5 protein-coding genes are annotated in these 4,522 nt (G+C 59.4%); all 5 read right to left on the reverse strand.

Annotated elements, in window-relative coordinates; translation table 11 throughout:
• Nucleotides 1-85 precede the first annotated feature (85 nt).
• The 5 genes from ACW9I6_RS30895 to ACW9I6_RS30915 are packed head-to-tail and all read right to left on the reverse strand — an operon-like array spanning nucleotide 86 to nucleotide 4,264.
• Nucleotides 86-850 carry an ABC transporter ATP-binding protein gene (locus ACW9I6_RS30895; RefSeq protein WP_003209529.1) on the reverse strand — a complete coding sequence of 255 codons (765 nt, stop codon included), beginning with the start codon at nucleotides 848-850 and terminating at the stop codon, nucleotides 86-88.
• 13 nt (nucleotides 851-863) lie between these two features.
• On the reverse strand, nucleotides 864-1,982 hold the full coding sequence (locus ACW9I6_RS30900) for a succinylglutamate desuccinylase/aspartoacylase family protein (RefSeq protein ID WP_003209530.1): 1,119 nt from the start codon (nucleotides 1,980-1,982) through the stop codon (nucleotides 864-866).
• 9 nt (nucleotides 1,983-1,991) lie between these two features.
• Complete coding sequence (locus tag ACW9I6_RS30905; RefSeq protein WP_003209532.1) at nucleotides 1,992-2,702, reverse strand: ABC transporter permease; 711 nt, start codon at nucleotides 2,700-2,702, stop codon at nucleotides 1,992-1,994.
• Nucleotides 2,699-3,427 (reverse strand): ABC transporter permease, encoded by a 729-nt coding sequence (locus ACW9I6_RS30910; RefSeq protein ID WP_134325837.1) that lies wholly within the window; start codon nucleotides 3,425-3,427, stop codon nucleotides 2,699-2,701. The genes ACW9I6_RS30905 and ACW9I6_RS30910 overlap by 4 nt, the downstream gene beginning before the upstream one ends.
• Before the next feature lie 57 nt (nucleotides 3,428-3,484).
• A complete protein-coding gene (locus ACW9I6_RS30915) occupies nucleotides 3,485-4,264 on the reverse strand; it encodes a transporter substrate-binding domain-containing protein (protein WP_134325838.1) in 780 nt (259 codons plus the stop codon).
• Nucleotides 4,265-4,522: the final 258 nt, after the last annotated feature.

A 4,522-nucleotide genomic window follows, 5' to 3' on the forward strand; every position in this document is an offset into this window, starting at 1 on the left:
GCGCTGTTCAAAAGTGAGCCGCTGTAAGAGCGGAACCATAAGTGGCCGTTACCTAAATAACGGATATACACCCAACCCCTGCCGGCTACTTCAAATTCCCACTCAAAAACTGCTGCAACCGCTCGCTCTTCGGATTACCCAGCACATCCTCCGGCGCACCCTGTTCCTCCACCAACCCCTTGTGCAAAAACAGCACCTGGCTCGACACCTTGCGCGCAAAGCTCATCTCATGGGTCACCATGATCATCGTCCGGCCTTCCTCAGCCAAACCCTGGATCACCTTCAACACCTCACCCACCAACTCCGGGTCCAGCGCCGAAGTCGGCTCGTCAAACAGCATCACCTCTGGCTCCATCGCCAGCGCCCGGGCAATCGCCACCCGCTGTTGCTGGCCACCCGACAAAAACGCCGGATATTGACCGGCCACCCGCGCCGGCAACCCAACCTTGTCCAGATACCGGCGAGCGCGATCCTCGGCGTCCTTCTTGCTGCAACCCAGCACCCGGCGCGGCGCCATGGTGATGTTCTCCAGCACACTCATGTGGCTCCACAGGTTGAAATGCTGAAACACCATCGCCAACCGCGTACGCAGGCGCTGCAACTCAGCATCATCCGCCACGCGCATCCCATGGCGGTCACTGACCATGCGAATCTGCTGCCCATCCAGCGTCATCGCGCCATCATTCGGTTGTTCAAGAAAATTGATGCAACGTAAAAAGGTGCTTTTGCCCGAGCCACTGGCGCCGATCAAGCTGATCACATCACCGGTCTTGGCCTTGAGCGAGACACCTTTGAGCACCTCATTGTCGCCATAGCTTTTATGCAGGCCTTCAACGGTCAATTTGTACATGGGGCGTGCATCCTCAAGGCGAAAGTAGGTAGCCGCTGCGATAGGCTTCAGTGCCGGCGACATGGGCAATGACCATCCCGGCAGTGGCCATGCGCCGCAGCGAACGAGCGTAAAGCAGCCCGGCATTGCGGCAATGCACTGGCGTTACGCGGTCGGAAATGGGGTCGATGATTTCGGCGATCAGTTGCCCGGCGTCCACGTATTCCCCAGGCAGCGCGCTGAATACCAGCAAGCCGCCCACGGGTGTGGCCACCGGCTCGACGCCCGCCAGCGGTGTGGCGGGGTAGGGCAATTCCGGTAGCGGTGCCGGCTCGCCGCTGATTGCGCCGAAGTGAATCAGGTAATCGATGATCGCCTGGCAGTCGAGGCTGGCCAGGCCGTGGTTGACGTCGCCCTGGCCGCGCAACTCGACGGTCACCGAAAAGCTGCCCATCGGAATCGGGAAGCGCTCGCCAAACCGTTGTTGCAATTGCCACCACACCAGCGTGAAACACTCATCGAACGACTGCCCACCGGAATCGGTAGCCAACAGGCTGGCTTCCGAACCGATATAGCGCGCCAGCGGCTCCACCTGCGGCCACGCCTCGGGGGTGGTGTACAGGTGTGCAACGGCTTCGAAGTCGCAGTGCAGGTCCAGCACCATGTCGGCATCACACGCCAGGCGTTGCAGCACCAGGCGTTGGGATTCCAGTTGTGTGACGGGCGTTTGCGCCGCCAGGGCCATGGTCAGCGCATCGCGGATCAGTTCGACGTTGTGCGCAGGATCATCTCCCAGCAGGCCTTCGACTTGATTGCCAACCTCGTCGGACAGGTCGACAAACAGGCGGTTGAAGTTCTGCCCGCTTTCCAGCTCGTAGCGGCCCAGGGGGATGTCCATCAACACCTGTTCCAGGCCGGTCGGGTTGGCGATCGGCACCAGCACGATCTCGCTGCGCAGGCGGCCGGCCGCAGCCAGCTCCGCCAGGCGCGCCTTCAAGTGCCAGGCCACCAGCATGCCCGGCAATTCGTCGGCGTGCAGCGACGACTGGATGTAGACCTTGCCTTCGGCCTGCTCCGGCCCGAAGTGGAAACTGTGAATTTGTCGCTCCGTGCCCGGCACCGGCGCCACAAGTGGATGAATCTGATGACGCATGAAGGCTCCTTAGTGGCTGGGGCCGAGAAAGGCCAGCCAGCGACGCTCCGCCAGACGAAACAGACCGACCAGGGCAAAGGTCACGGTCAGGTAGATCAGCGCAGCGATACCGAATGATTGAAAGGTCATGTAGGTGGCCGAGTTGGCGTCCCGGGCGACTTTCAGGATATCCGGGATGGTCGCGGTGAAGGCCACCGTCGTCGAGTGCAGCATCAGGATCACTTCATTACTGTAGTACGGCAGCGAGCGGCGCAGGGCCGACGGCATGATCACGTAGGCATACAGCTTCCAGCCGCTGAGGCCGTAGGCTTTCGCCGCTTCGACTTCGCCGTGGGCCATGCTGCGGATCGCCCCGGCAAAAATCTCCGTGGTGTAGGCGCAGGTGTTGAGGGCGAAGGCGAGAATCGTGCAGTTCATCGCATCACGAAAGAACGCGTCCAGCACCGGCTGCGCGCGAACCGCCGCGATGCTGTAGATCCCGGTGTAGCAAATCAGCAACTGGATATACAGCGGCGTGCCGCGAAACAGGTAGGTGTAGAACTGCACCGGCCAGCGCACCCAGCGATTGCGCGACACCCGCGCAATGGACAGCGGGATCGATACCAGGAAGCCGATGAAGATCGACGCGCTGAGCAGCCACATCGTCATGGCCAGCCCGGTGATGTGCTGGCCGTCGCTATAAAGGAAGGGGCGCCAGTATTGCTGGATAAGTTCGATCATCGCACTGCCTCCCGGGAGCCTGCGGAGTAGCGCCGTTCGAGGCGGCGCAGGACGAAGTTGGACGCGCTGGTGATCAACAGGTAGATAAACGCGGCGATCACCAGGAAATAGAACAGCTGATAAGTACTCTTGCCGGCATCCTGCGCGGCCTTGACCAGGTCGGCCAGGCCGATGATCGACACCAGGGCGGTGGCCTTGAGCATCACGCACCAGTTGTTGTTAATGCCCGGCAGGGCGAAGCGCATCATCTGCGGGAAGGTCACGAAGCGAAACCGCTGGCCACGCGTGAGCCCGTAGGCCGTGGCGGCCTCCAACTGGCCACGGGGCACGGCGAGGATCGCGCCGCGAAAGGTCTCGGTGAAATACGCACCGTAGATAAAGCCCAGGGTGATCACCCCGGCGCTGAATGGGTCGATCTCGATGTAGTCCCATTCCATAAAGTCGGTAAAGCTGGTCAGCCAGATTTGCAGGCTGTAGAAAATCAGCAGCATCAGCACCAGGTCGGGCACGCCGCGAATCAGGGTGGTGTAGATCTGCGCGGGAATCCGCAGGAACGGCAGGCTGGACAGTTTGGCAGTAGCCCCGAGCAGGCCCAGCAACACGCTGACGGCCAGGGAGAACACCGACAACTTGACGGTCATCCAGGTGCCTTGCAGCAACAGCGGGCCGAAACCCTTCAAGCTGAAGGCACTGAGCCCCAGGGTTTGCAAAAGATCTTCGAACATAAATCAGGACCTATGGCGATAAAAAAGCGCCCCTCCAGAGGAAGGGCGCCCCAGGCATTATTTGCCGCTGTACAGGTTCAGATCGCCAAAGTGTTTCTTCTGGATGGTGGCGTAGGTGCCATCATCGTGTAACGCTTTGATACCTTTATCCAACAAGGCCTTGAGGTCTTTGTTACCTTTTTTGATACCGACCGCAGTTTTGGACGGCAGCAGTGGATCGTCGATGGCCTTGCTGACTTCGTAGTCAGCACCGGCTGGCGACTTCAAAAAGCCCAGTTCGGCTTGCAGCATGTCCTGCACGGAAGCGTCCAGGCGGCCGGAAGTCAGGTCGGCGTACACCTGGTCCTGGTTGGCGTAGGCCTTGGTGGTGACACCGGCCTTGTCCAGTACGGCCTTGGCGTAGGCTTCCTGGATGGTGCCTTGCTCGTAGCCCACGGTTTTACCCTTCAGGGACTCAGGCGTGGAGAAGTTTGCGCCCTTTTTGAACACCAGGGAAGTTGGGCCGGAGAACAGCTCGTTGGAGAAGTCGATCGCCTTTTCACGGGCTTCGGTCACGGTCATCGAGGAAATCACGCCGTCAAACTTGTTGGCGTTGAGGCCTGGAATCATGCCGTCGAAATCACTTTCGACCCACTTGCACTTGACCTTCAGCTCGGCACAGATGGCATTGCCCAGGTCGATATCGAAGCCCACCAGGCTGCCGTCAGCGGCTTTAGACTCAAACGGCGCGTAGGACGGATCGACACCAAAACGCAATTCCTTGTATTCCTTGGCCAGCGCGGAACCGGCGGCCATGCACAGAGCCAGTGCAGAAAGGGTCAGCAATGCTTTTTTCATTATGTAATCCCTGGAAACCAAGATAAGCGCTTGTGGCGCGGTTAGGACTGTTACTGAACGGTGTCAGACCGGACTCAAGTAGCAATTTCTGCACCATAGTTCCGAATGGTCGTTTTAAAAGGTGAGATTAAGGAGTTGTGCCAGTAGGAAATGCCCGAAAATGGGCATTGATCAATCTATGCATTATTTTGGGGCGTGTGAGGTTTTCAAATGTGGGAGCGGGCTTGCTCGCGAATGCGGTGGATCAGTCGGTACATG

Source organism: Pseudomonas sp. SDO5522_S412, from assembly GCF_054071215.1.